Annotated in this window: 21 protein-coding genes and 1 tRNA gene; 4 read left to right on the top strand and 18 right to left on the bottom strand. The window is 74.8% G+C overall.

The genetic code is table 11. From position 1 onward, the window contains the following. Window positions 1-8: 8 nt before the first annotated feature. Window positions 9-527, bottom strand: coding sequence for a signal peptidase I (locus HL189_RS00505; protein WP_369131735.1), 519 nt, complete (start codon window positions 525-527; stop codon window positions 9-11). An 88-nt stretch (window positions 528-615) separates the two neighbouring features. Next, window positions 616-1,251: a hypothetical protein gene (locus HL189_RS00500; RefSeq protein WP_369131734.1), complete on the bottom strand. Its 636-nt coding sequence runs from the start codon at window positions 1,249-1,251 to the stop codon at window positions 616-618. A 313-nt stretch (window positions 1,252-1,564) separates the two neighbouring features. On the opposite strand from HL189_RS00500, the gene HL189_RS00495 reads away from it, so the two are divergent. Continuing rightward, on the top strand, window positions 1,565-2,848 hold the full coding sequence (locus HL189_RS00495) for a hypothetical protein (RefSeq protein ID WP_369131733.1): 1,284 nt from the start codon (window positions 1,565-1,567) through the stop codon (window positions 2,846-2,848). Window positions 2,849-2,896: 48 nt separating this feature from the next. On the opposite strand, the gene HL189_RS00490 is transcribed toward HL189_RS00495, so the two are convergent. The 5 genes from HL189_RS00490 to HL189_RS00470 all read right to left on the bottom strand — a co-directional run bounded on the left by HL189_RS00490 (window position 2,897) and on the right by HL189_RS00470 (window position 7,174). After that, window positions 2,897-2,973, bottom strand: a tRNA-Ala gene (locus HL189_RS00490). 67 nt (window positions 2,974-3,040) lie between these two features. After that, window positions 3,041-3,781: a hypothetical protein gene (locus HL189_RS00485; RefSeq protein ID WP_369131732.1), complete on the bottom strand. Its 741-nt coding sequence runs from the start codon at window positions 3,779-3,781 to the stop codon at window positions 3,041-3,043. A gap of 244 nt (window positions 3,782-4,025) precedes the next feature. Then, on the bottom strand, window positions 4,026-4,592 hold the full coding sequence (locus HL189_RS00480; protein WP_369131731.1) for a GNAT family N-acetyltransferase: 567 nt from the start codon (window positions 4,590-4,592) through the stop codon (window positions 4,026-4,028). A 52-nt stretch (window positions 4,593-4,644) separates the two neighbouring features. Continuing rightward, complete coding sequence (gene glp, locus HL189_RS00475; RefSeq protein WP_369131730.1) at window positions 4,645-6,129, bottom strand: gephyrin-like molybdotransferase Glp; 1,485 nt, start codon at window positions 6,127-6,129, stop codon at window positions 4,645-4,647. A 106-nt stretch (window positions 6,130-6,235) separates the two neighbouring features. Next, complete coding sequence (locus HL189_RS00470; RefSeq protein ID WP_369131729.1) at window positions 6,236-7,174, bottom strand: UTP--glucose-1-phosphate uridylyltransferase; 939 nt, start codon at window positions 7,172-7,174, stop codon at window positions 6,236-6,238. Between the two features lie 26 nt (window positions 7,175-7,200). Here HL189_RS00470 and HL189_RS00465 point away from each other — a divergent pair, with 26 nt between their 5' ends. The 3 genes from HL189_RS00465 to HL189_RS00455 all read left to right on the top strand — a co-directional run bounded on the left by HL189_RS00465 (window position 7,201) and on the right by HL189_RS00455 (window position 10,655). Then, a complete protein-coding gene (locus HL189_RS00465) occupies window positions 7,201-7,791 on the top strand; it encodes a 5-formyltetrahydrofolate cyclo-ligase (protein WP_369131728.1) in 591 nt (196 codons plus the stop codon). Between the two features lie 111 nt (window positions 7,792-7,902). Continuing rightward, window positions 7,903-9,141 carry a CaiB/BaiF CoA transferase family protein gene (locus HL189_RS00460; protein ID WP_369131727.1) on the top strand — a complete coding sequence of 413 codons (1,239 nt, stop codon included), beginning with the start codon at window positions 7,903-7,905 and terminating at the stop codon, window positions 9,139-9,141. Continuing rightward, window positions 9,138-10,655: a carboxyl transferase domain-containing protein gene (locus HL189_RS00455; RefSeq protein WP_369131726.1), complete on the top strand. Its 1,518-nt coding sequence runs from the start codon at window positions 9,138-9,140 to the stop codon at window positions 10,653-10,655. Before HL189_RS00460 ends, HL189_RS00455 begins: the two co-directional genes overlap by 4 nt. Window positions 10,656-10,735: 80 nt before the next feature. Here HL189_RS00455 and HL189_RS00450 read toward each other — a convergent pair whose 3' ends face one another. The 11 genes from HL189_RS00450 to HL189_RS00400 form a co-directional block, all read right to left on the bottom strand. Next, on the bottom strand, window positions 10,736-11,767 hold the full coding sequence (locus HL189_RS00450; RefSeq protein ID WP_369131725.1) for an LLM class flavin-dependent oxidoreductase: 1,032 nt from the start codon (window positions 11,765-11,767) through the stop codon (window positions 10,736-10,738). Window positions 11,768-11,809: 42 nt separating this feature from the next. Beyond that, complete coding sequence (locus HL189_RS00445; RefSeq protein WP_369131724.1) at window positions 11,810-12,286, bottom strand: MarR family winged helix-turn-helix transcriptional regulator; 477 nt, start codon at window positions 12,284-12,286, stop codon at window positions 11,810-11,812. Window positions 12,287-12,998: 712 nt separating this feature from the next. After that, the gene (locus HL189_RS00440) at window positions 12,999-13,592 is read right to left on the bottom strand and encodes a metal-dependent hydrolase (protein WP_369131723.1); all 594 of its coding nucleotides are present in this window, start codon (window positions 13,590-13,592) and stop codon (window positions 12,999-13,001) included. Window positions 13,593-13,597: 5 nt separating this feature from the next. Then, window positions 13,598-14,386, bottom strand: coding sequence for a PIG-L family deacetylase (locus tag HL189_RS00435; protein WP_369131722.1), 789 nt, complete (start codon window positions 14,384-14,386; stop codon window positions 13,598-13,600). After that, on the bottom strand, window positions 14,386-15,825 hold the full coding sequence (locus tag HL189_RS00430) for a lipopolysaccharide biosynthesis protein (RefSeq protein WP_369131721.1): 1,440 nt from the start codon (window positions 15,823-15,825) through the stop codon (window positions 14,386-14,388). The genes HL189_RS00435 and HL189_RS00430 overlap by 1 nt, the downstream gene beginning before the upstream one ends. Then, window positions 15,822-16,934 carry a GNAT family N-acetyltransferase gene (locus HL189_RS00425; protein WP_369131720.1) on the bottom strand — a complete coding sequence of 371 codons (1,113 nt, stop codon included), beginning with the start codon at window positions 16,932-16,934 and terminating at the stop codon, window positions 15,822-15,824. The genes HL189_RS00430 and HL189_RS00425 overlap by 4 nt, the downstream gene beginning before the upstream one ends. Then, window positions 16,931-18,109 carry a glycosyltransferase family 4 protein gene (locus HL189_RS00420; protein ID WP_369131719.1) on the bottom strand — a complete coding sequence of 393 codons (1,179 nt, stop codon included), beginning with the start codon at window positions 18,107-18,109 and terminating at the stop codon, window positions 16,931-16,933. Before HL189_RS00420 ends, HL189_RS00425 begins: the two co-directional genes overlap by 4 nt. Next, window positions 18,106-19,251 carry a hypothetical protein gene (locus tag HL189_RS00415; protein ID WP_369131718.1) on the bottom strand — a complete coding sequence of 382 codons (1,146 nt, stop codon included), beginning with the start codon at window positions 19,249-19,251 and terminating at the stop codon, window positions 18,106-18,108. The genes HL189_RS00420 and HL189_RS00415 overlap by 4 nt, the downstream gene beginning before the upstream one ends. Before the next feature lie 286 nt (window positions 19,252-19,537). Further along, window positions 19,538-21,112, bottom strand: a complete 1,575-nt coding sequence (locus HL189_RS00410; protein WP_369131717.1) for an ArnT family glycosyltransferase — start codon at window positions 21,110-21,112, stop codon at window positions 19,538-19,540. A gap of 71 nt (window positions 21,113-21,183) precedes the next feature. Continuing rightward, window positions 21,184-22,641, bottom strand: coding sequence for a glycosyltransferase family 4 protein (locus tag HL189_RS00405; protein WP_369131716.1), 1,458 nt, complete (start codon window positions 22,639-22,641; stop codon window positions 21,184-21,186). Further along, on the bottom strand, window positions 22,638-23,516 hold the full coding sequence (locus HL189_RS00400; RefSeq protein WP_369131715.1) for a glycosyltransferase: 879 nt from the start codon (window positions 23,514-23,516) through the stop codon (window positions 22,638-22,640). Before HL189_RS00400 ends, HL189_RS00405 begins: the two co-directional genes overlap by 4 nt. Window positions 23,517-25,447 lie beyond the last annotated feature (1,931 nt).

Below are 25,447 nucleotides of genomic sequence, written 5' to 3'. Positions count from 1 at the left end.
CCCCTGTGTCATCGGCGGGCTGGTGCGAGCTGTTGAGCGGAGTCGACTGCAGCGGAACGCGGCGGGTTCCCCGGGCCGCCGAACACGGACACCGCCGCACCGGCAAGCACAGCGGCCGCGAGCGCGATGGGCCCGAACCGGCCCTCCGCACGCCACAGCCCGGGCAGGCCGATGAAGGGGACGCGGAGCCGGGCCAGCCCGCGGACGTCTGACGGCGCGACGTGGCGGCTGTCGTCGCTCTGGTTGGCGTCGCCACGGGTCACCAGCCGGCCCTGCGCGTCGAAGGCCACCAGGCGGTGGAGCAGCAGCCGGTCGGGCCGCTGCGGGTCGGCGAAGAGCAACACCTGGCCCGGGCGGAGGTCCGGGACCCGCACCGGCGCGGTCAGGACGACGTCTCCCGCCTGCACCTGGGGTGCCATCGAACCGCTGACCACGACGTGGGCGGCGAGCCCCGCGGCCTGCGGCGCGAGGACGGCGACCGCGAGTGCGGTGAGCACGACCAGCAGCAGGGCGCTGGCCGCGCGCACGCCACCGGTGATCCAGGCCAGGACCGCCGGCCCCTCCCCGGGGCGGCGGTCCTGGCGGCGGTCCCGCCCGTGGACCCCGGTGATCAGCTCACGAGTTGCGCGCCTCCCAGACGAACGTCGCCTTCGACTGGGCGTCCTGCGCGGCATTGTCGCCCCCGACGAGATAGGTGATCCGGAACGTGAGGTGGGTGTCCCGCGGGACGGCGGTGCCGACCGGGAGCCCGCTGGCGTAGTCGGCGTGCGTCTTGAGTTGCGCCATGGTCTGCGTCGCGTCCGTCGACGCGCCGTTGAAGAGGAACGTCGCCGGGGCCGTGGGGGTGAACCCGGTGCAGTCGGCGGCCACCGTCGTCCCGTCGGGGACGTTCGTGCCCTGCTCGACGGTCATGGCCAGGTACGGGTCCAGCGGCTTGACCACGGACTCCGGCGTGGTCACGTAGAGCCGGATGTCGGCGTCCAGGTTCCCGGTGTAGTCGACCTGGATGCACCGGGACCGGGTCGACCCGGGTGTGAGGGCGCCGTCGGCGGTGCTGGTGAACAGCGCGGATCCGCTGGCGGAGTCGCCGAGGGCGACCGTGCCCGCCTGCCAGGAGTTGCCCGGGTTGTCCGTCGTGGCCGTGAAGGCGGCCGAGGTCGACTGCCACACCACGGCGGCGCCGAGCACCAGCCCCACCGGGACGGCGGCGACGAGCACGGTGCGCGGTGCGATCGATGGCATGGTGCGCATGTGGCCTTCCCCGGTCCGGTGTCCCGCACGTACGTGCCGACACCTCCTCATCGGCAGGGCCGGACGGCCGGGGGACCACCGGGCGGAGGGGGTCACCCGGACGGGGGCCTCGTTCGGCTCCCCGGAGAGCAGCCGCCCCGACACCACCGTGCTGGACCTGCGCCGCTCCACCGGGCCGCCGGCCGACCCCGGAGACCACTGGGTCCGGACACCTGGGTGACGACGGGCCGGGCAGCGGCACGGTGGGGAGCAGCAGGTGCGACCGCTCCCGACCGCGTCACTAGCCTGCGATCTCCGTCGTCAGGGGGACTGCGTGACCGCATCACCAGCAGATCCGGCCAAGGCAGCCGCCGAGGCCCGCACGGCCGCCCTGGCGGCTGCTCGGGCGGGCCTGCCGCAGGCCACCAGCAAGCCGCTCGAGGGCACGGTCGACGTCGGTGAGGGCACCGGCTACCTGGCGCACTGGATCGCCCGGGCAGCTCTGGTGGAGGTCGCGGAGACCGTGGCCGCGGCCATCCGTGCCGACGTCGGCGCAGCCCGGGTGCTGCTCGTCGAGGACCGCTCCCTCGCCACCCGCGACTGGCCGCTCGGCCAGGTCCTGGCCGACCTCGCCCGGCACGAGCGGGTCCTGGGCCAGCAACTTGACGTCCTGTCCGCGCTGATCGGCGCACTCCGCGAGCGTCCGGCCGTCCCGGAGGACCGTGTCGACCTGCTCGAGCTGGACCGGTTCCTGGCCGTCCGCGGTGACGTCGCCGTCCCGCTCACCGAGCGGGTCGCCACGCACGCCGCGTCCGCGGCCGACCTCCTCGGTCTCCTGCGGTCCGACTACGCGGTCACGAGCGCGAGCACCGGGACCCCGAGCAGCGTGTTGACCGCGGCCGTCGCGGCCGCCCTCCTCGCGAAGGAGGGCGGCGATGTGCTCGTGGAGGGGTTCCACCTCGTGCCCGCGACCGGTCCCGTGCACCTTGCACTCGACCGGGCCCTCCGGGCAGACCTCGACCTGACCCGGGCCCAAGCCGGTCTGCAGAGCCTCCTGGACAGGCACCCCGACAACGACCAGGACGAGCGGGTCCAGCGCGCACGGGAGCGCGACGAGGAGACGACGGCGCTCCGCGAGGCATGGACGAGGACCCTCGCCGGTCTGATGACCGCGCCGGAGGGCGGGGTCGCGCCACTGGCCGCGGCCGCCGTGCAGGCAGCCGTCCGCGGTGAGCACCGCGTCGGCACGCACGTCGTCCACCTGTCCCTGGACAGCAGCGGGACCGACGTGGTCAGCCGCCGGAGCCTGTTCGGTCCCAGCGGCCGGCTCTGGCTGGTCGGCGGCGTCACCGTCTCCTGGCTGCTCCTGGGGCCGGAGGGCACCTCCCTGGAGAAGGCCGGCAGCGCTCACCACGGCCGGCGCACGGAGTACGACCTCGCCACCGGTGCGTTCGCGGGGGCGGCGATCGGGGACGGGGACCACGGGGCCACGGCTCCAGCCGTGCGGCGAAGCCGGTTCTCGGCCACGTCACCGGAACGCACCCCACGGCTGATCGCCATCGGGCTGGCTCTGGCCGGCGGCTTCTGGCTCGTCGCCGATGCGCTCAGCAAGTTCTGACCCCGGGAGACGACTCAGGCCGGGCCCGTACGGGCCCGGCCTGGGTGCTGGTGGAGCTGAGGGGATTTGAACCCCTGACCCCCTCGATGCGAACGAGGTGCGCTACCGGTCTGCGCCACAGCCCCGTGGTGCGGCACCAGGGTACCGCCCGGCCGCGCGGGCCCCGCCAGGGGGGCAGGGCCCGCGCGCCGCTCAGCCGTTGGCCGCGCGCCGCGGCTGGTAGTAGTCGATGTCGGCGAACCCGATGTCCTCGTCGTCCAGCCCGACGACGGCGCTCTGCTGCCATCCGGCCGGCGCCGGGGTGCGGGCCGCGACCACGCGTCCAGGGCGCAGCGGCCGCACCGGCGCGAGCGGCAGGCTCGGGTGGTGCTGCACGGCGGGCGCCTCCGCCTCCTCGACGGGGGCGACCGAGTCCGGAGCCGACCGAGCCGCCGGCGCGACCGGACGGGCCGCCGGACGCTGCTGCGCCGGAGAGGCCGCCGGACGCTGGACCGGGCGCTGGACCGGGCGCGGGGCGCGCTGGGCGGCCCGGGCGGCACGGCGGGCGGCCGCACGGCGCTCCCGCTGCGCGGCGGCGCGGGTCACCATGAGGTACGCGACCACGGCCAGGTCGAGCAGCACCTGCGGAGCCCACAGCCAGGCGCTGTAGGTCAGTGCGCCGACCAGCGCGAGCAGCGCGAGAGCGGCCAGCCCGGCGAGGGTGCGGCGGCGCACGGCGTGGACGTCGACCTGCAGTTCACCGCTGCCGCGCAGCGCGGCACGGTCGATGTCGACCCGCTCGGTCGCGGCGTGCAGCACGGGGTCCACCGGACGCCGTCGCTGCAGGGTCCGCCCGGAGTCGGCCGCTCTCGGTGCGCCGTGGGAGTCCCCCCGGGTGACCACCATGGGCACCAGGACGACGAACCACAACACGACGAGAGCGGCAAGGAGCACGCCCGATCCCATCCCAACACCCCGATCCATCCCTGGCCCAGCGGAACGACCCCATCCCTGGGGCCACACGAGTCACACGAGCAACTCGGGACTCACGGTAAGGGCGGGGTCCGCCGACCACCGGGACGTCTTCCGGTGTGTCGCTGCAGGAATCGGGCCGCACCGGCGTGTCGGCATCGGCGACAGGGTCACGGAAGGTAGCGGATCGTCATCGCGCAATGACGACGAGTCGACAACGGTCTTCTCAGCGGCGCGACCGGTCCTGCCACCGGGCCAGCACGCTCCCGGGCAGGTCACCGGCCAGCAGCGCGTAGCCCACGTGGTCCCGCCAGGCGCCGTCGATGTCCAGGTAGTCGCGGAACAACCCCTCCTGGCGGAAGCCGAGCCGCTCGACCAGCCGGCGGCTGGACCGGTTCTCCGGCCGGATGTCGGCCTGCAGCCGGTGCAGCCCGGCCGCCCCGAAGGCGTGGTCGCAGACCAGGGCCACCGCCAGCGACGCGACCCCGCGGCCGGCGACGGCGCGGTCGATCCAGTAGCCCAGGTGCCCCGACCGCATCGCGCCCCGGACGATGTTGTCCACGGTCACCTGGCCGGCCAGCCGGCCCTCGTAGTGGACCGCGAACGGCAGCGACATCCCGACCCGGGCCCGCCCGCCCGCGGCGCGGCGCATCGCGCGGTAGGTGGTCGGCGTGTGCCGGTCGGCCCACGGCACCGGGGCGGAGGGCTCCCACGGCGTCAGCCAGGCCTCGTTCTCCAGCCGCAGCCGCACCCACTCCCGGGCGTCGGCGCGGCGCAGCGGGTGCAGCTCCACCGGGCCCCAGGCGAGCCGGGCCGGCCAGCCGGGGTGCGGTACCGGGTCCGTGTCAGCCCCCGAGGAGCATGGGCATGACGGTCACCAGGCCGCCCGCGGCCACCTCGGTGACGTCCTCGTCGACCACGATCAGGCAGTTCGCGCGGGCCATCCGGGCGAGCACGGCCTGGTCGCCGTCGCCGATCGGCTCGACCACGTAGCCCCCGTCGGGGTGGCGCATGACCTGGCCGTGCAGGTACTGGCGGTAGCCCAGCGGCGAGAGCAGCCGCTGCCCGGCGACCGCCTGCACCGTGCGGCGGAACAGCTGCCGCTTGCCCAGCATGAGCCGGATCGCCGGCCGGACGAACACCTCGAAGGCCACCAGCGCCGCGACCGGCTCGCCGGGCACGCAGATCACCGGGACGTCGTTCGGCCCGAGCTTCCCGAAGGCGTGCACGGGCCCGGGGTGCATGGCCACCTGGGTGAACGCCAGCCCACCGAGCTCGGCCAGTGCCTCCTGCAGCACGTCCGGCCCGCCGGTGGCGAACGTGCCGGCGATGAGCACGACGTCGCTGCGCAGCGTCTGGCCCTCGATCAGCTCCACCATCCGGCGCCGGTCGTTGGGCAGGATCCCGGCGCGGTAGGCCTCGGCCCCGGCGTCCCGGGCGGCGGCGGCCAGCGCGTAGCTGTTCACGTCGACGACCTGCCCGGGGGCGGGCGCGGTGCCGATGTCGACCAGCTCCTCCCCCGCGCAGAGCACGGAGATCCGCGGCCGGGGGCGCACCGCCACCCGCTCGCGGCCCACCGCCGCCAGCAGGCTGATCTGGGCCGGGCCGATGGGGGTGCCGATCTGCACCGCGGTGTCGCCGTGGGCGACGTCGTCCCCCACCCGGCGCACGTAGCTGCCGGCGGCCAGCGCGGCGTACACCTGCACCCGGGCGGCGCCCTGGTCGGTCCAGGCCGCCGGCACGACGACGTCCGCGCCGGTCGGCAGCATCGCGCCGACGGCGACGCGCACCGCGGTGCCCGGCGTGATCGACAGGCGCTCGGCCCGGCCGGCCTCCACGTCCCCGACGACCGCCAGGTCGGTGGGTTGCTCGACCGTGGCGGTGGCGACGTCCGCGGCGCGGACGGCGTACCCGTCCAGCCCGGCCTGGTCGAAGGCGGGCAAGGACCGCTGGCTGGTGACCAGCTCCGCGCAGAGCAGGCCCTGCGCGTCGAGCACCGCCAGCTCGATCGGCTCGGGCTGCGGGACCGCGCTCAGGATCGCGTCCAAGTGGTGCTCGACGGTGCGCAGCCGCACCCCGGAGACGTCGACCGACCCGGTGTCGGCGTGCGGGTCGGGCGTGCGGTCACCGGTGGCGATGGCCGGCGAGGGCACCCGCTCGGAGTCGAACACCGAGCGGTCGACCTGCACGGTGTCGTGCGCGACCTGGGGTGCCGGGCCGGAGAGCCCGGTGTCGCGGGGCGGTGGCACCGGCTGCCCCGAGGTCAGGTCCAGCTGGGTCGTCTCCCGGCTCCCGCCGGGGAACCACCCGCCTGCGTTGTCGTCGCTCATCCCCACCACCGTCGTGACACCGTTCCCGGCCCTCCTCCTCGACCGGGACCCGGCCGGAGCTGCCGCATGACCGACCTGCCCCGATGGTGCCCTGTCCGGCGTCGGGTCAGGCCGGCGACGCGCCCTTGCCGTCGAGGTCGGCGGCGAACTCGCGCAGCCACGGGGCGAACGACGGGCCGAGGTCCTCGCGCTCGACGGCCAGCCGGACGACGGCCTTGAGGTAGTCCAGCTTGTCGCCGGTGTCGTAGCGGCGGCCGGAGAAGACCACGCCGTGCACCGGGACGCCGTCCTCCACGAGCCGGAGCAGCGCGTCGGTCAGCTGGATCTCCCCACCGCGCCCGGGCGGGGTCTGCCGGATCGCCTCGAAGACCTCCGGCGGCAGCACGTACCGGCCGATGATCGCCAGCGAGCTGGGCGCCTCCTCGGCCGGCGGCTTCTCCACCAGGCCGGTGACCCGGAAGACGTCGTCGCCGGCGGCCTCGCCGGAGACGGTGGCGTCCTCCACGGCGACCGCGCCGTACTTGGAGATGTTCTCCGCGCCGACGTCGAGCAGGGCGATGACCGCCCCGCCGTGCTCGGCCTGCACCGCCAGCATCTGCTCGAGCAGGTGGTCGCGGGCGTCGATGAGGTCGTCACCGAGCAGGACGGCGAAGGCCTCGTCGCCGACGAACGCGGCGGCCTGCAGCACCGCGTGCCCCAGCCCCTTGGCCTCGCCCTGCCGGACGAAGAAGACCTGCGCCACGTCGGTGGACTCGTGCACCGACGCCAGCCGCGCCTGGTCGCCCTTGGCCTCGAGCGCGGTCTCCAGCTCGGGGGTCCGGTCGAAGAAGTCCTCGATGCTGCCCTTGTTCCGGCCGGTCACCATGAGCACCTCGCCGAGACCCGCGCGGGATGCCTCCTCGACGATGTACTGGAGGGCGGGCCGGTCGACGACCGGCAGCAGCTCCTTCGGCACGGCCTTGGTGGCGGGCAGGAAGCGGGTGCCCATCCCGGCGACGGGGATGACCGCCTTCGTGGTCGGGCGCGGAGGAGTCGGGCTGGGCATGCGGGGAGCCTAGCTAGCCTGGCCGGGTGCCGGACTCCCCCCGAGTGGTGAGCGAGAAGGCGACGCTGCGCACATCCCTGCTGGCGCGGCGGGCCGCCCGCTCGCCGGCGGACCGGGACACGGCGGCGCGGGCGCTGGCGGCGGCGCTGGCCGACCGGGTCGCCGGGGCGGGCGTGGCTGCCGCGTACGTGCCGGCGGCGGAAGAGCCCGGGCACGGTCACCTGGTGGCGGTGCTGGCCGCCCGCGTGGGCCGGCTGCTGCTGCCCGTGGTGCCACCCCGGGGCCGCGAGCTGTCCTGGGCCGAGCACGACGGCCGGTTCACGACCGGTCGGTTCGGGTTGCTGGAGCCGGCCGCTCCCCCGCAGCCCGCGGCGGCGCTCGGCCGCGCGGACGTCGTCGTCGTCCCGGCCCTCGCGGTGGGCCGGGACGGCACCCGGCTGGGGCGCGGTGGCGGCTACTACGACCGCGCGCTGGCCTGGGCCCGGCCCGACGCCGTCCTGGTCGCAGTCCTCTTCGACGGGGAACTGCTCGACGCGGTGCCGGCCGGCGAGCACGACCGCCGGGTCCCCGCGGTCGTGACGCCGTCGGCCGGGTGGCAGCAGCTCGGCCGGGCCTGACCCGGCGGTCCGCTCACCCCTGCCGACCGGGCACGGGCCCGCCGGGCGTGCCGCAGGTCACTGGCAGACTGCCGCGTGGCTGCACCCGACCCACCTGAGGAAAGAGGAAACGTGAGCGGACCACTGGACGGCGTCCTCGTCGTCGACCTGACCCGGGCCCTCGCCGGCCCGCACGCCGGGATGATGCTCGGCGACCTCGGCGCCCGGGTGATCAAGGTGGAGACCCCAGGTGGCGGGGACGACAGCCGCGGCTGGGGCCCGCCCTTCGTCGACACCCCCGGCGGCGGGCGCGAGTCGACCTACTTCTTCTCCGCGAACCGGAACAAGGAGTCGATCGCCCTCGACCTGAAGAACGAGGCGGACAAGGCGGTGCTCACCGACCTGGTGCGCCGCGCCGACGTGCTGCTGGAGAACTTCCGGCCCGGCACCCTGGCCAAGCTCGGCTTCGGCACCGACGTGCTGGCCGAGCTCAACCCCCGGCTGGTCACCCTGGCGATCAGCGGCTTCGGCCACGACGGGCCCGAGGGCGGGCGGGCCGGCTACGACCAGATCGCCCAGGGCGAGGCCGGGCTGATGTCGATGACCGGCTCCGGTCCCGACGACCCGCAGAAGGTCGGCGTCCCGATCAGCGACCTGCTGGCCGGCATGTACGGCGCCTACGGCGTGCTGGCCGCGCTGCTCGAGCGCGAGCGCACCGGCCGCGGGCAGGTGGTGCGCACGTCGCTGCTGTCCGCCGTCGTCGGCGTGCACGCCTACCAGGGGACGGCGCACACGGTGGGCGGCAAGGTGCCGCGCGGGCAGGGCAACCACCACCCGTCCATCTCCCCGTACGGCCTGTTCCACTGCGCCGGCGGCGGCAGCGTGCAGCTGTCCTGCGGCAGCGAGGGGCTGTGGCGGCGGCTGTGCACCGAGTTCGGGCTGGACCCCGACGCCCCCGGGTTCGCCACCAACGGCGAGCGGGTCGCCCGGCGCGGTGAGGTCATCGAGCTGCTGGAGCGGACGTTCGCCGACATCCCGGCCGAGGAGCTGCTCGCCCGGCTGTCGAAGGCCGGCGTCCCCGCGGGCAAGGTGCGCACCCTCGACGAGGTGTACTCCTGGGACCAGGTCGAGTCGCAGGGGCTGAAGATCTCGGTCGAGCACGCCACCGCCGGGACGCTGACCCTCCCCGGCCCGCCGCTGCGCTTCTTCGCGCCCAGCCCGGACGGGGAGACCGAGACGACCCGTCGCGACCACACCGCACCGCCGGTGCTGGGGGCCGACGGCGACGCGATCCGGGCCTGGCTGTCCGGGTCCGGCGGCGTGCCGCAGCCGGCCGGCGACGACGACGTGGAGGACGGGCACGCCACGTGAGCCGTCGCCTGGACGCCCGCGCGCTGCGCGACCTCGTCCTCGACCCCGGGTCGTGGAAGTCCTGGGACACCCCCGTCCCGCGCCGGGACGCCGACGACGACTACGGCCGCGAGCTGGCCCGGGCCGCGGAGAGGAGCGGGCAGGACGAGGCCGTCGCCACCGGCGAGGGCACGCTGCGCGGACGGCGGGTGGCCGTCCTCGCCGGCGAGTTCGGCTTCCTCGCCGGGTCGATCGGCATCGCGACCGCCGAGCGGCTGATGAGCGCGATCGAGCGGGCCACCGCCGAGGGGCTGCCGCTGCTGGCCGCCCCCGTCTCCGGCGGCACGCGGATGCAGGAGGGCACCGTCGCCTTCCTGCAGATGATCGGCATCACCCAGTCGATCGCCCGGCACAAGGAGGCGGGGCTGCCCTACCTCGTCTACCTGCGCCACCCCACGTTCGGTGGGGTGCTGGCGTCCTGGGGCTCCCTCGGGCACGTGACCATCGCCGAGCCGGGGGCCGCGGTCGGCTTCCTCGGCCCGCGGGTCTACGAGGCGCTGTACGGCGAGCCGTTCCCCGAGGGCGTGCAGGCCGCGGAGAACCTGGCCGAGCACGGGCTCATCGACGGCGTCGTCCCGCACGAGGAGCTCGCCGAGGTCGCCGACCGGGTGCTGAGCGTGCTCGCCGCCCGGGAGACCTGGCACCGCGGGCGGCACGTGGAGGGTCCGGTCGAGGGCGACGGCACGGACCGGGACGACCCGGAGGACGGCCGCAGCGCCTGGGACGTCGTCACCGCCTCCCGCCGTCCCGACCGGCCGGGGGTGCGGCAGCTGCTGCGCACCGCGGCGACCGACGTCGTGACGCTCTCCGGCACCGGCGCCGGCGAGCGGGACCCCGGGCTGCTGCTGGCCCTGGCCCGCTTCGGCGGGGCGCCGTGCGTCGTGCTGGGCCAGGACCGCCGCGGTCAGTCGCTGTCGGCGCCGCTCGGCCCGGCCGCGCTGCGCGAGGCCCGGCGCGGCATGCGACTGGCCGCGGAGCTCCGGCTGCCGCTGGTCACGCTGATCGACACCCCGGGCGCCGCGCTGTCGGTGGCCGCCGAGCAGGGCGGGTTGGCCGCGGAGATCGCGCGCTGCCTGGCCGACCTCGTGGTGCTGGAGGCCCCTACGCTCGCGGTGCTGCTCGGGCAGGGCACCGGCGGCGGGGCGCTGGCGCTGGTACCGGCCGACCGGGTGCTCGCCGCGGCGAACGGCTGGCTCGGCCCGCTGCCCCCGGAGGGCGCCTCGGCGATCGTGCACCGCACCGTGGACCGGGCCGACGAGATGGCCGCCTCGCAGGGGGTGCGGGCCACCGACCTGTGGCGGGACGGCATCGTCGACCGGGTGGTGCCCGAGCGGCCCGACGCCGCCGACGAGCCGGTGGAGTTCTGCCTCCGGCTGGGCCGGGTGCTCGCCGAGGAGCTGGCCGGTCTGCTGGGTCGGGACGAGCGGGAGCGGATGCGCAGCCGCGCCCGCCGCTGGCGGCACCTGGGCCGCTGACCAAAGGCCCCCCTGCCCCCCACCGCTCGCGAGCTCGTGGCGGGACCCTGCAGGGGGGCCGGCGAGTCCGGGGGCCTTCTTCAGGCCGCTGGACGCTCGCCGGCCGGCAGGCCCCAGGCGGCGGCGATCAGCTCCAGGCTGCGCAGCCGCTCGGCGACGCCGTGCGTGGACGCGGTGACCATCAACTCGTCCGCTCCGGTGTCGGCCGCGAGCCGGCGCAGCCGGGCGACGACGGAGCCGGGGTCGCCGATGACCGCGTTGCTCGGCATCGCCTCGGCGGCCGCCCGCTCCGGGTCGACCTGGGCCTCCTCCGGGCTGGGCACCGGGCGCAGCCGGTCGGTGCGGATCGCCAGCCGCATGAGCTGCCCGGGCAGCGCGAGCCGGCGCGCGTCGTCCTCCGTCTCGGCGGCCAGGGCGTTGGCCGTGACGATCGTGTAAGGGCGCTGGAGGACCGGCGAGGGCGCGAAGGACTCCCGGTAGAGCTCGACGGCGGCGACGGTGTTCGGGCTGCCGAAGTGGTGGGCGAAGGTGAACGGGAGGCCGAGCTGCCCGGCCAGCTGGGCGGAGTAGCCGCTGGAGCCGAGCAGGACCATCGACGGCGCGCTCACCGGCGCCGGGGTGGCGGCGAACCGCTCGCTGAGGCCACCCTCGACCCGCTCGTCACCGAGGAGGCCGAGCAGGTCCAGCAGGTCCTGCGGGAACTGCTCGGCGGAGAGCAGCTTCGGGTCGCGGCGCAGTGCGAGGGCGGTGTGCTGGTCGGTGCCCGGGGCCCGGCCGATGCCGAGGTCGATGCGGCCCGGGTGCAGCGCCTCCAGCAGCGCGAACTGCTCGGCGACGACCAGCGGCGCGTGGTTGGGCAGCATGACGCCCCCGGAGCCGACGCTGATCCGCTCGGTGACCGCGGCCAGGTGGGCGATCAGCACGGGCGGGCTGGTGCTCGCCACGGCCGGCATGTTGTGGTGCTCGGCGACCCAGATGCGGCGGTAGCGCAGCCGGTCGGCGGACTGCGCGACCGCGACGGTGTGCGCCAGCGCCTCCGCCGTGCTCTGGCGCGTGCCGACGGTGGCCAGCTCGAGGACGGACAGGGGCAGCGGTGCGGCGATCTCGGACATCGGACCGGGCAACGCGGCGGCGGGCCGGCACCTTCCCCGGGATTAGTCGACCGCGCGCAGCGTGTGGTCGGGGTCCAACCGCTCGAGGACGGCGGTCAGCGCCTCCTCCAGCGCCAGCGTCTGCTCGCGGGTGAGGGCGGCGAACACGCCCTCCCGCACCGCGGCGACGTGGCCGGGCGCCACCCGCTGGACGACGTCCCAGCCGGCGTCGGTCAGCACCGCGACGTTGCCCCGCCGGTCCTCGGTGGCCCGCACCCGGTGCACCCAGCCGCGCTCCTCCAGCCGGGCCACGGTGTGCGAGAGCCGGCTCTGCGACTGGTTCGCCACCCGGGCGAGGTCGCTCATCCGCCGGCTCCGGTCGGGGGCCTCCGACAACATCGCGAGCACCACGTACGCGGCGTGGGAGAGCCCCGCGTCGCGCTGCAGCTGCGCGTCGAGGGTGCGGGGCAGCAGCTCGGCGACCGCGAGCCAGGCGCGCCAGGTGCGCTGCTGCTGGTCGTCGAGCCACTCGGTGGACACGACGGAACCGTAGCCCGCCCGGTACACCGGCGGACCGACCGTGATGGCGGCGGAGCAGGCCGCGCTCGGTTCCGTCTCCTGGTGCGCCGGCAGGTCAGTCGCCCCGGCCATCGTCCCAGTGCTCTCCCCGGTGCGGGTCCCAGCCGGCGTCGCCGCTCCCGCCCGCCCCCACCGTCGGACAGCGCCGCCCCACCCAGCACGCCGAGGGGCACGAAGGCGCGCGAGGCGACCAGGAGCACGACGGCCACCCGCGTCACCCGCAACCGGTCGGCGGCGGTGATCAGTGACGCCCGCACCTGCTCGGCCGAGCGTCCCCACCGACCGCCAGCCCGGTGCCGCGCGCTCGGGTCGCGCCCACGGCAGGTCTTCGGTCAGCGGGGTGAGGTCGATCAGGCGGACGGCGGCGAAGGCGTCCGCCATCCGATCGCTGCCCTCGACGGCGTGAGCAGAACGAGGGCCACCGCGTCCTGCGGTCGCCCCGACGATGACCGTCCGATCCTCGTCCGAGGCGCGCATCTGCGGTGCGGAGGTGGCCGCGCTGTCCAGGACGATCAGGGGTGGCATGGCGTGCTCCTCCCAGAGTGCGACCCTCGGAGGCCACGCGTGCACCCGCGCCGGGGGGACCGGCCGGGTCCCGGCGCCAGGGTCCGCGAGGCCACCGGGATCCGCGCGACGGGTGTGCCGCGCGAGGATCCCGTGCTGTTCCGTGCGCTCACCCGGCCCCGTCCGGCGCGCAGGTCGACGGTCCCCGCCAGAAGGCGGCCGCCATGGCGACCGAGGTCAGGACGGCGACATGGGCGACGTACGGCACGGACACGCTGGTTCCCGTCAGAGGCCACAGCAGCGGCACGCCCGGCCCCGTGGCCACGTCGCGGACCAGGTGGCACAGCACACCTAGCGCCAGGCCGCACAGGGGGACACGGAGCCGCCGGCTGAGCGTGCCCGCGGCCAGAAGTACCAGCACCACGGCGAGCGAGTGCGTGCCCGGTCGACCGGACGACGCGCTGCCGACGTCCCAGCAGTACATCGGCACATGGTCGATGTCGATGGCCACCGCGCCTACCAGCGCCCAGGGGCGCAGGCGTCCCCTCCGCTCCGGGAGCAGGGCCGTGAGCAGCAACCCGGCGGTCGCGAGGTGCGCGAGCTCGTCCAGCCCCCCGAGCAGCGGCAGGGGCCAGTGCCGGACGGCGATCACGCCGTCCAGCACCAGCACGGCGAGCAGGAGGGCGACGGGGAGCAGCCGCTCTGCCGGCCGCGGGGACCGGCCGGTCCGGGTGGGCTCGTCAGGGCCGGGGCGTCCTCCCATGCCGGTCACCGCGGCAGGTAGTAGGTCTCCGGCGTCGACGGGATGGCGCCGGTCGGGAAGAGGGCCTGCGCCTGGGTGCGATAGCCGCGGACCAGCTCCGGCCGGCGGTGGACGCCGTCCTCCCACGTGACGCGCGTCAGCCGGTGGGCCGAGAGGTACGCCGAGTCGGGCTGGTGCCACTGGTCGTAGGGGAAGTCGGAGTAGTGGACGCGGGTGGGCTGTCGCTCACCCAGGCTCCGGGTGAGCAGGTGGTCGACGTGCCGTCCGACCCCGAGGGGGCTGAAGACGGTCTCGGCACCGATCCGCTCGGCAAGCTCCCGCACCTCCTCGTGCAGCAGGTCCAGGAGCAGCCGGTCGCCGCGGGAGACACGCCCCCGCGCGATGTCCCACCGGTAGGTCGGGTACCGGTGCACGACCTCGGGAACGACCCGGCCGATGCGACTCAGGGCCGGCCCGGCCTGTCGTCGGCGGAACAGAGCGTCGGTGATCCCCAGGTGGACGTGGTCGACGCCCAGGTCGTCGAGGACCTCGACGTCCTCCTGGCGCCGTTGCTCGTACAGATCCAGAGCATCCGTCGCAGCGCACTGGCGCAGGAAGCTGGACGCGGCGCGGGTGTGTGGCGGCGGTGCGGCGGCGGAGAAGACTGTCGCCACGGTGATCGGCAGACGTCCGCCCAACGTGCCGAGCAGCGCTCCGCACGAGAGGACCGCGTCGTCGAGGTGGGGAGAGAGGAAAAGGAGCCCGCGGCCGTCCGCCTCGGCCTCCTCCACCAGGCTGCGGAGTCGATCGCTCATCAGGCCTCCTGCGTCGGGGCGGGTCCGCGCGAGCGGAGCTCGCGGAGCAGGACCACTGCGACGATGGCCACGCAGACACACCACACAGCCGGCAGCGTCCGGGCCGCGGCCAGCACCGCCGTCAGGGCCCCCGCGGCCGCGAGGCCGAGCAACGCCCGGCGGAGCGTGCCCGGGGGGAGGAGGGAGCCGGCGGTGCTCCAGAGCACACCGGCCGCCGTGAGCGCTCCGAGGGCGACACCGACGGCCAGACCCGGCACCTCCGCGATGCGCCACCCGAACACAGTGCCCGCCGTGAGCAGCCCCGCGGCGGCCAGCAGGGCCCCCTGAGCTCGTCGGTACGCGTGCAGGGCGAGCAGTACGGTGGTGAACATGGTGACGGCGGCGAAGCCGACGCCGGCCGTGGCGAGGACCGGCATGAGCCGGAGCGAGTCGGCGTAGCGTTCCGGGAACACGAGGAGCATCACCTCGCGCGGCACCGTGGCCACCACGGCAGCGGACGAGAACGCGAGCAGGCTGAACGAGCGCAGCGTCGCGGTGAGGATCCCGGGGACGTCGGGGGCGGGGCCGCGCAGCAGGGGGAAGGCGACGGCGACCGCACCGGCGGCGACGAACACGGGCGCCTTGGAGAGCGTCGACAGCGCCTGGTAGCCGGCGCTCTCGATCGCCGGGACCCCGAGCACGGCGATGAGCACGACGTCGGCACCGATCAGCGACGAGGAGATCAGCTGGGTGAGCGCGACGTCGCCCGTCTCGGTCCACCGTCGGCGCTCCCGGAGGACCTGCGGCCGCCAGGCCAGGTCGCCTCGCATCGCGCTCGGCGCCATCAGCAGCACGACGGCGACCCCGACCGCAAAGCCGATCAACGCACCGCCCGCTCCCCAGCCCAGGAGCACGGCGCCGGCACTGAAGAGGACGCGCGTGGTCACCTCGGTGAAGGTCATGGCCGCGACGCGGACGAAGCGCAGTTCGCCGTGCAGCCAGGCCCACACCGGGGCGCACGCGAAGAGCACCAGCGCCGACCCCGCGACCGCGGCGACGATGACCGGAGGTGCGAACGTCGCCGTCACCAGACCCGTCACCAGAGCCGCGAGCACGCCGGCTCCGGCAGCGATCGACCAGGCGAAGGCCATGCCGCGGTACCGCTCCTCCGAGCGACGCGGATACCCGCTGATCACGTGCATGAGGGGAAGGGGGATCAGCGCGGAGGCGAAGACACCGACGGTTCCGAGCAGCGACGCTGCGGCCGCGTAGTCGCTGAACGACCGTGCGTCCAGGAGGTGCGCGAGCAGCAGCGCGCCGCCGTAGCTGAGGACCGCCACCGTCCCCATGGCCGCCGACACCACGGGGCCCTGCCGAGTGACGAGGGCGTCGTCCTCGCGCGCCGCCGGCGAGACGCCGCCGGCGGCGACCGCACCGGCCGGGGCCCAACTGGAGCTCACAAGTGGTCCTCGCGCGGGCGCCTGCCGCGCAGGGCCATCACCCGGCCGGCCGCCGAGTGCAGACCGCGGTCGACAGCGGTCACCGGGAGACGCTCGAAGTGGAGCACCTCGTAGGGGACCGGGACGCCGCCGAACCGCTCCTTGAACATCGCCACCCCGGACCCGGGGTCCGAGTCGCCGAAGTGGAACCAGCGGGCGCCGTTGCGGCACGCCTCCTCGATGGTCAGCGACTTCAGCAGTGCGCCGGCCTTGGTGCGCTGAGCCAGGTCCTTGTCCATGGCCGACATCCAGGGTTGGACCTGGTCGCCGACCTGCAGGGTCACGCTCACGGCCACCGGCTCGCCGTCCAGGTAGGCCGTCCACGCGTGCAGCATCGGCCCCAGCGTGCTGACGGCGGCGGCGAAGTTCCCCACGCGGTTGCGCCGACGCTCGACCAGGTGTGCAAGCCACAGCGGCTGGTTGCGCTGCCGCGCCCAGCGGTCCACCGTTCGGCGGTTCAACTCGGCGAAGACCGCCGCGGTCTCCTCGTCGGCCCCCGTGCGTACCTCGATGCCATGTTTCCACGCGCGACGGACGTTCTTCCGCACGTCGTGGCCGAACCGGTCGGACCACACGCGGTCGAAGCCGCCCTCGAGATCGAGGACGTGGCACACGAGCGGAACCCGGACCGTCCCGGGGGGAACAACAGTCGACCAAGTCGTGGCCACCAGGGGGTTGGTCCTCAGCGTGACCCGGACTGCGGAGTGCCGGCTCAGGTCGGCGAGGACGGCGCCGGCCTCCGCGGCCGACGGCGCGCCACCCGCCGCCAGCGCCCCGCCCCAGCCCAGCCCGTGCGGCATCGAATCCTCGGTGACCCGGACGCCGGCCCACGAACGGGCGACCATGGGCAGGACGAGGCGGCGCCCGTCCGGGAACTCGTACAGCCGGCTGCCATCGGTGTGACCACGTGCGCGGCAAACCCAGTCGGTCCACTCAGGGGTCTGCGTGGGCAGGGCGAAGGGGTCGGCGTCCAACACCTCGCGCCACGCGGCGCGGGGGGCGGGAGAGACGACCCGCACGTCCCGGAGGTCGACGGCCGACCGCTTCGGGAAACTGAGGGTTCTGGTCACGTACGTGCCTCCAGGGGGACGGGCTGTGGAGCCGATGGGAGTTCGGGCCGCGGTCGGTGCGCAGCCGAGTGGTAAACGTCCGCCTGCCGGCGGGCGAGGTCGTCCCAGTTGAACCGGGCAGCGAAGGCGCGGCCCGCGGCACCGAAAGCGAGCAGGCGGGCGGGGTCGCTGTAGAGGTTCGCCACCTCGGCAGCGAGCGCGTCGACGTCGAAGGGCGGCGCGAGGCGACCGCACGTGTGCGGCACGACCTCGCGGAGACACGGAATGTCGAAGGCCACGACGGGCGTGGCCGCCGCGAGGGCCTCGACGGCCACGATGCCGAAGGTCTCGGCCCGCGACGGCACCACCACCACTCGGCTGGCGGCGAGCAGAGCGGCCTTGTCCGGCCCGGCCACCCAGCCGGCGAACCGGACCCGGTGCGCGATGCCCAGGCGCCGGGCAAGATGCAGTACACGGTCCTCGTCGGGTCCCCCACCGGCGATCACGAGGTCCCCGTCGATCCGCGACTCGATCGCTGCCCACGCCTGCAGCAACAGCCCCAGACCCTTGCCCTCGAGCTCGAGCCTGCCGAGGCACAGGACGTCGCGGCCGAGCTGAGCCGGTTCGGCGAACAGCGTCTGGTCGACCCCGTTGCCGATCACCTCGACCTCGGCGGCGGGGTTCATGGCCGACACCCGCTCGGCTATGCCCTCCGAGACGGTGATGAGCCGGCGATGGGTGCGCACCGCCGCCCGCTCGACGAGGTGGAACGGCAGCCGGTATTGGCGCGCCTTCTCCCGGGCGTGCAACCACTGGACCATGCCAACCACCGGACGGCGTGTCCAGAGGGGGACCGCCATGCTGGAGAACGGCGGCAGGGAATCCTCGACGACGAGGTCGGCGTCGGGGTGGGCCCACACGGCACGGGGGAGCAGGGCGACGTAGCCGAGCAGGCGGGTGAGCCGGTTGGCGCCCCGGCCCATCCCGACGTGCTCGTAGCGCACCCCCTCCCGCACGCCGTCCGCACAGCCGGGGAAGCGGGTGGTCAGGACCGTCACGTCCAGCCCGAGGCCGGCCAGCCGCCGGTTGATTTCGCGCGTGCGTACCGAGCCGCCGCCGGCCCCGGGCATGAGGGGGTCCTCGAACCCCAGGTGCAGCACGCGCAGCGGGCGGGGGCGTGCGGTCCGGCCGGTCATGTGCAGCTCTCCTCGTCCGAGACACCGCTCGGGTCGTCCTTCATCGCGCGGATCCGCCGGGCGTACGCACCCAGCGCGTCGGGCTCGCCGCACAGGTTGTCCTCGAACGCCCACATGAACAGCGCCAAGCCGCAGTCCCGGGCGTACTCGGGGGCGCGGACCAGTTGCTCGTCGGAGCTGTCGGTCATCGAGTTGCCGCCGGTCCGGGGGGTGTCCGGTCCTCCGGGGTTCTCCCCGATGACGTCCAGGCCCGCCTGCCGGGCATTCGCGATCGTCCAGCGGAACGACGACCACTCCGTCACCTCGGGGTCGCTCAGCAGGTCGCGCTCGCTGTCCCCGGGGCGGCAGCGGTCCTGGGGCGGGCTCTGCTGGCGGGCGCTCACGGCCGTGGCGTCGTCGATGCTGGTGGTGTCGGCGAAGACCGCACCCCAGCGGGGGTGCTCGACCTGCGTCAGCTGCTGGGCGATGTGCGGCAGCTGCTCGGGGTAGTACCGACCGCTCTGGAGGCTGCCGTCCTGTGCGGCGGCACCGGCGCCGTCGAGCCGGGCGGCCACGGCGATGCGGCGGTCTTGGGGCAGGGTGCCGCGGCCGGCCAGCGGCAGGTGGATGTCCCGCTCGAAGCCCTGGTCCCGCAGCGTCTGCACGATCCAGACCACCGCGTCGGCCACCGACCGCGTGTACCAGCCGAACCACGCGTCGACGTCCTCGCTCTGGACTGCCCGGCCGTTCCACTCCGGCGAGCCAGGCGTCCAGCCCGGCATGGGGCTGACTGAGGCGCCCTGGGCAAGCCCGGCGCCGGTCTGGGCGGCCTCGTCGAACGCCCAGAACGGATAGTCCGCGGCCGATTGCGTACCGCCCGTCGGGTAGCCGAGCTCGCCGTTGTACCCGGTGCCGACGCGGATCGCCGCGACCGAGTTCAGCCGCACGACGCGGTCGAGTTCTGTGAGGTACTTGGCGACGGCGTCCCGGACCGCGGCGCTGAACACCACGTTGGGGACGTCCGCCGGCCCGGTTCCTCCAGCCTGGTCCCGGTACGTTCCCGCGGCGGCGACCTCCCCGACCCACGGAGGAGCCACGTGCAGGCCGAGGGTCAGCACAACGCTCAGGCCGGCTCGGGCGCAGGAGTCGAGGGTCCGGCGCACCTGACGCTGGTAGCCGGGGTCGAACTGGCCGGGAGCGGGCTCGAACGCAGCCCAGTCCAGACCGACCTCGGCATACCGGACGCCGGACGCTTGCAGCGCCGTGACTCGGTCCGGGTCGCACGTGGACCCGAGGACGCCGAAGTTGAGCCCGGGTCCGTCGTCTGTGGCGCTCCCTGATCGGGTGGCGGTGACGAGCAGTGTGGTAGCGGCCAGGAGCGTGAGTCCGGCGGCCAGCGCTCGCCGCGGGATCCCACGTCGGGCGGGTCGCGCGGCCTCGACGACCGTCTCAGGGCCCATCATCGTCGCCCCCCGACGTGTGCTCGCCGCCGGTGCCGGCGTCGAGCTCCTCCGGCGGAGGGCCGCCCACACCGTCCGCGGCGCCCTCCTCCAGCGTCTCCCGGTCGATGAACCACAGGACGGTCTCTCCATTGGTCTCTCCCCTGTCGCGGAACTGCACGGCGGCGTGACGCTCGAGCCAGGCGAGGAGGTCGGGTCGGGCCATGGCGTAGCCCTGCTCGATCGGCTGGCTCATCGTCAGCACGTACTGGGCCCCGTGCTCGTGCAACAGCGGGGCCGTGGACCAGGCGCCGTACCGCGGGTCGAGGCCGAACGCGCGAGCCGACGTGTCGTTGGTTACGCCGACGCGGGCTCCGGCCGGGAGTCTCTCGGCGGCCCACGTGTCGTACTGCAGGAAGCCGTTGTCGTCACTCAGTTCCAGCCGCAGGCCCATGACGACGGCCGCGGCGAGGAACACCGACATCAGCGCGGTGGCCGGCCGACGCAACACCGACCATCGGCCGACCAGCTCGATCGCGGCGACGGCGACGGCCATGATCGACGCCAGCATGATCGGGTAGCCGAACTGCTCCTCGAAGGTGCCGAAGGCCGCCAGAAACAGCCCCAGCATCCCCATGACGATGGCGGCGAGGCCGACCAGCCGGCGCCCGGGATGACGGCTGAACGCGACGAGCAGACCGACCACGGGACAGACCGCCAGCAGCACGTAGCTGGTCGCGTACTGCTGGGCCTCCTCGATGAGCCGACCGACCAGGCTGGGCGCGTTGGGGGCGTTGAAGCCAGTGATCTGGGGTTCACCGGAGAGCCGGGCGAACCCCCCTTGCTTGGCCTCGATCCAATTCCCCAGATAACCGGTCGGCCACAGCACCGAAAGGTAGACGGTGTACGGCAGCGCGGAGCCGAGCAGGAAGACGGCGGCCTCCCGGACGCGCAGAGTGTGTCTCCAGACCACCGCGAGCAGCACCGGCAGCACGGCGAACACGACGAGCACGTCCTTGGTCATGACGCCGTAGCCGGCGAGGACGCCGGCCCCGAGCAGGCGGCGGACCCACCGACCGGGCTCAGGCCTGCTGAGGTGGTCGATCAGGACCAGCAGGCCCGCGATGACGAACAAGCAGGCCGAGGTCTCGAGGAACACACGGCTGTTGTTGCGCAGCACGAACGGCTCGACGGCCAGGACCGCCGCAGCCCAGACCGCCGGTGCCGTCCCGGCGATCCGACGAATCAACAGGAAGGCGAGAGCGACCGTCAGCGCGCCGAGGATGGCGGTGAGCCATCGGAGGTCGTAGACGAGCGCCATGCTGTCGCCGGTCTCCAGCCCCAGGACCTCGATGACGGCACCCTCGATGAGGAAGAAGCCGGGCGGATGGAGGAAGAAGGGGCCGTCGGCGAGCCGGGGCATCTCACTCCGCCCCGCCGATGCACCGAGGTCGGCGTAGAGCATCTCGTCGACCCACAGCTCGAAGCCGTGTATCAGCCCGAGTGAGCGGACCCCCAGCGCGATGCCGGCCACGCCGGCGGCGAGGACGATGGGAGAGGCGGAGCCGACCCGCCGTGCACCCACGCGCAGACCAGCGAGCCCGCCCTCAGAGGCGGGGGTCCCTGTGAGGCGCGTGCGCAGGTTTCCCGTGAGCGTCACGTGCTCCCCCTGGTGCCGACATCAGTGGCGTCGGCAAGGGGGGGCCGGGACACGGTCGGGCCGGCGAGCAACTGCCGGCGGTCGACGAGCCGCAGCGACAGGACGCGGGCCCCGATGCGGTCCAGCACGGCGGGCGCGTCGAACTCGTCGCAGCCGGTCAGGACGACCGACGTCAGGTCGCCGTCGCCGACCACCTCGTCGGTGACCCGCAGCGCCGTGGGGACCACGTCCGCGTCGACGTCGCGGACGCGCGCCACGACGGCCATGTCGGAACGTGCGGATCGGCGGTTGAGCTCCCGGCTGCGCCGGCGAGCGGCGACCCGCCCCATCTCCTGGAGGACGACGCCGGCGAGGAGGTCGGCGCTGCGGTCCCAGGAGAAGCACGCCGCCCAGTCACGGCAGGCCCTCGCCATCACCCGAGCCCGCTCGGAGTCGGCGAGCTGGCCGATCGCGGCGACCAGCGCGGACCCGAGGTCGGCCGGCTGTTCCACGAGCCAGCCGGTCTCCTGGTCGAGCACCGAATCCCGGATCCCCGGCGCCTCGAGCGCGAGACAGGGCACGCCCCAGGCAGCGGCCTCGATGACCGAGCAGCCCCACCCCTCGGCGGCCGAGGTGGAGACCGTGAGCCAGGCATGCTCGAGGAGGAGGTCCCGGACCTCGTCCGGCACGCGGCCGTGGAACCGGACGGTCGACTGCAGGCCCAGGTCGGCGGCCAGACCCTGGAGACGGGAACGGTCGGGCCCGTCACCGGCGACCTCCACGCGCAGCCCCGGGATGCGGGTGGCGATCGTGGCCAGGTGGCCGAGCAGCAGGTCGATCCGCTTGTGCGGCACGAGCCGGCTGACCAGGACGACAGTCGGCGCCGTCGTGCGTCGGCCGTCGACGCGCGCGGGCAGGACCGTCCCGTTCGGCACCACGTACACCGGCCCGGTGAAACCGAGCCTGCGGCGCAGTTCCGAGCGGGTGGACGGCGAGACCGCGGCGATCGGGCGATCCGCGTAGACCCGGCACGCCAGGGGCCCTTCCATCAGCCGGCCGACGGCGGCCATCGGTGCGGAGAAGCGGGTGGCGAACTGGTCCTGGTGGACGTGGTGGACCACCTGGACCACCGGCATCTCCGCGCCGGCGAACAGCGGGGCGTAGAAGGGGATGCCGTTCTGGCAGTCGACGACCGCGTCGAAGTGACCACGGGTCTGCAGCAGCCGAACGGCGGTCCGCGCGTACACCGAGAGCGGCCCCCCGGCGCGCAGCACCCGCATGCCGTCGAGCCTCTCTTGCGTCGGTCGGCCGGGGACGGCGGCCGCGAGCCAGGTGACCGCGGCACCCGCGCGCACCCAGCGACGGCCGATCTCGTGCATGTACTGCTCGGCGCCGCCGGCCAGCGGATGGCACACGTCCCGCCAATTCACCACCAGGATGCGGGCGTCTCGGAGGCGCTCGACGGAGGCGCTCACGACGTCCGCCCGAGCGAGGGCCGGGACAGGCTCAGCACGTCCCCGAAACTGGCGACGCCGTCGTGCCAGATCCGGAACGACGACCCCCTCGCGTCGGTCCACGTCACTGGCAGCTCGACGATCCGGTGCCCGCCGCGCTGCAGGGAGCCCAGCAGTTCGACGTCGAACGCGAAACCGGTCGTCCGGCAGCCGACCAACGCGTGGGTCACCGCAGTCCGCTCGAAGAACTTGAACCCGCACTGGGTGTCGCGCACGTCCTTGACCAGCGTCCGGGCCAGCATCCGGAACGCGGCTCCACCGAGCCGCCGGCCGACCGGCTGGGCCTGGGCGAACCGCGCACCGGGGGCGTGCCGGGAGGCGATGACGGCAGACGCCCCGTCCCGGAGGCAGGTCATCGCCGTGTTCAGGGTCTCCACGGGCGTGGCGAGGTCGGCGTCGAAGAACCCCACGAACCGCGACCGGCTGCTCAGCAGAGCGCGCCGGACGGCCGCCCCCTTCCCCGGGCGGGCGCAGCCGACGAGCGTGACCGGCACGCGGGCGTCGGCCCTGCCGGACAGGACGCGGGCGATGTCGGCGGTGTCGTCGGAGCTGCCGTTGTCGACCACGACGACTCGCGAGGACCACGGCTGACTCTCCAGGAACGCGACGGTCCGCTCGAGGGTCCTCGGCAGCCGGCGCGCCTCGTTGAAGACGGGGATGGCCACCTCGAGGTCGACGGCCGACCGAGCCGCCGGGAGCGGATCGGCGATGGTCGTCGGGGCCTCGGCCTGCTGAGTTGGCACGGCCCCCGGGGCGGGATGGATGCGCCGTAGCTGGGCTGCGGTGCGTGGAGCGGGCACGAGCAGCGGGTGTTCAGGGCTGTCGATGTGCGTCATTGGAACGTCCTCGGAAGAGGGGGCGGTGCGGGACATGGCTCGGATCGGTGTGGGCGCAGCGGCCAGCAGACAGTGGGCGCCATCACCGCCGCAGTGCTGCGGACTGCACGGTGCGCGGCGCGCTGGATCACGGTCTGGGGTCAGCCGGGGCGTGCTCCTGGCCGGTCGGCGCCTCCGACCGGCCAACCCGCACCGCCGTAGTCCTCCCGGACGGACGTACGGCTCAGTGACAGGACGCGGACGTCCACCAGCACCGCGGTGTGCGGGTCATGACCGGAGCTGTGTCCCGCCATGACGCCCGGACCGCCGCACAGCCCGCTGGAGCCCGACGGTGCCGCCGGCATGGGCAGCGGTGCGCCCAGCGGCGGGGACGGGGTGAGGGGGCTCAGCGGCTTCGCAGGGACGAGCGGCTGGACCGAGGCGTGCGGTTGAACCGGGGCGAGCGGACCGACGAGGGCGGAGCGCGCGCTTCTCGCGTCCTCCACCGGTCCGAACGGCAGGGCCCGGGGAGTCGACGCAGCTGCGAGAGCCGCGATCCGGCCATCCGACACCGCAGTGGCGTCCGGGACGGCAGGGCCGGTCGATGCGGACGTCGGAGCGGCCGCCGGGGCGATGTCCAGCGGGACCGACGCGTCGACGGACGGGGCGGAAGGTCCGCGTGGAGTCGGGTTCGAGGAGGTCGGGTCCGGCCCGCTCTGCGGTGGCCGGGCCGAGGTGTCCTGCCCCCGGACGACGGGTGGCACGTCCTCAGCCGGTCGTGCTGGCACTGAACGGTCGGCGCTGACGTCGGTGTTGTCCGCCTCCCCGCTCGGCCGGGCCTCCCGGACGCCGGGGTCGGGACGGCTGGCCGGGACGCGCTGCGAACGGCTGTCATTGGCCTGGTCGTCCGGCGCGACGCGGTCCGCCGTGGTCCCCGCAGTCTGCTCGGGCCGGGCGCGCGCATCGGTCGCGGGGGTCGTGGGCTGGTCGTCGTGGGCGGCGTCCGTCGTGGCACCTTCGGTCGAGCCAGCCGGGGGCGCGCCCGCCGGCACTCCCCCGGGCTCGGGAGCCGCGGGCCCTCCCGAGGTCGCCACCGGAGTTGTGGACCCGGGAGCAGCATCGGGCGGGGCTGGTGTCGGCCGGGGCTCGGCAGTGGTCGAGGACGACGGTGGCCCCGACCCGCCCGGGTCGGCCGGTGGGGCCTCCTCCGGCGGAACGGGGAGAGGCTGATCGTCAGGAAGCGAGCCGCCCTCCGGGACGCCACCCGCCGGCGAATCGTCCGGCCCCTCGGTCGCGGGGGCGGGGGTCGGGCCGGCGTCCGGTGCTCCGTCGGTCCCGTCCGTGGTCGGTGACCCGGGATGGTCCGGCTCCCCGACTGCGGGCGCCCCGGAGTCCGGGTCCGCCCCTGGCAGGCTGCCCGGGTCGCCGGCCGACGGGTCGCCCCGACCCGACGGCTCACCGCCGGAGGGCCTCTCGTCCGGGGCGCTCCCATCGCTACCGAGCGGCTCGGCCCCACCTGCCGGGTCCGGGTCCGCACCTGAGCCCGCATCCGTGCCCGGTGCACTGTGGTCGCCACCGGACTGCTCGCCCGTGCCCGTGCCCGTGCCCGGAGCGTCCTGCTCGCCGTCCGGCCGCTCGTCCTCACCGGCCGAACCCGACCCGGAGCCTGGGCCCGGCCGCTCACCGTCGTTCCCGCCCGCCGCGCCGTCCTGGCCACCCGGCCGCTCGTCCTCACCGGCCGAACCCGACCCGGAGCCTGGGCCCGGCCGCTCACCGTCGTTCCCGCCCGCCGCGCCGTCCTGGCCACCCGGCCGCTCGTCCTCACCGGCCGAACCCGACCCGGAGCCTGGGCCCGGCCGCTCACCGTCGTTCCCGCCCGCAGCGCCGTCCTGGCCACCCGACCGCTCGTCCTCACCGGCCGAACCCGACCCGCTGTCCGAACCCGAGTCCGA

Origin of the sequence: Modestobacter sp. I12A-02662, from assembly GCF_041028325.1 — a bacterium.
In the GTDB taxonomy this organism is placed as follows: Bacteria; Actinomycetota; Actinomycetes; order Mycobacteriales; family Geodermatophilaceae; genus Modestobacter.
The sequence above is the reverse complement of the archived record's forward strand: the minus strand, read 5'-3'. Positions and strand labels throughout refer to the sequence as shown.

Excerpts from the sequence above, each read along its gene's own strand:
- glp (WP_369131730.1), bottom strand. The coding sequence starts at position 6,129 with ATGAGCGACGACAACGCAGGCGGGTGGTTCCCCGGCGGGAGCCGGGAG.
- HL189_RS00450 (WP_369131725.1), bottom strand. The coding sequence starts at position 11,767 with ATGTCCGAGATCGCCGCACCGCTGCCCCTGTCCGTCCTCGAGCTGGCC.
- HL189_RS00420 (WP_369131719.1), bottom strand. The coding sequence starts at position 18,109 with ATGACCGGCCGGACCGCACGCCCCCGCCCGCTGCGCGTGCTGCACCTG.
- HL189_RS00440 (WP_369131723.1), bottom strand. The coding sequence starts at position 13,592 with ATGGGAGGACGCCCCGGCCCTGACGAGCCCACCCGGACCGGCCGGTCC.
- HL189_RS00500 (WP_369131734.1), bottom strand. The coding sequence starts at position 1,251 with ATGCGCACCATGCCATCGATCGCACCGCGCACCGTGCTCGTCGCCGCC.
- HL189_RS00435 (WP_369131722.1), bottom strand. The coding sequence starts at position 14,386 with ATGAGCGATCGACTCCGCAGCCTGGTGGAGGAGGCCGAGGCGGACGGC.
- HL189_RS00400 (WP_369131715.1), bottom strand. The coding sequence starts at position 23,516 with ATGACGCACATCGACAGCCCTGAACACCCGCTGCTCGTGCCCGCTCCA.
- HL189_RS00470 (WP_369131729.1), bottom strand. The coding sequence starts at position 7,174 with ATGCCCAGCCCGACTCCTCCGCGCCCGACCACGAAGGCGGTCATCCCC.